This window comes from Pseudomonas sp. AC463, from assembly GCF_979253585.1.
In genome coordinates, this window is sequence record NZ_CEEDDZ010000248.1 from 1 (window position 1) to 358 (window position 358).

1 pseudogene is annotated in these 358 nt (G+C 57.5%); it reads left to right on the forward strand.

Annotation, left to right across the window (positions count from 1 at the left end):
• Nucleotides 1-205 precede the first annotated feature (205 nt).
• Nucleotides 206-358: pseudogene (locus AC0IYH_RS30000) on the forward strand (formate/nitrite transporter family protein); the annotation flags it as partial.

Here is a 358-nt window from a genome sequence, read left to right on the forward strand (position 1 = left end):
GCCTTATGCCTTAAAAGAACCCTTTTATCATAACCATATTCCACTACGCACTAGGGTCTGTTGACGTTTCACGCACGGCTGCGCCGTAGCCCATTTTGCCGCGAGGCAAGGAACGCCTTTATCACGGCAGAACGAAGCCGGGCGCCGCAGGTCTGAATCCTCAGACAGACGGGCCTCCGTTGTTCCCCCCATGAAGGTAACTGGTATGCAAGAACAAGCAGACGGCAAGACCCCCGGCCTGTCAGCCGAAGAAGAGCGCGAGATCGATGAGAAGCTGCCGCCGCGGGCGGCGGTGTTGCATGAAACCATCAGGATCCAGGGCGACCATGAGCTGGAACGCAGCATCGCAGCATTATGG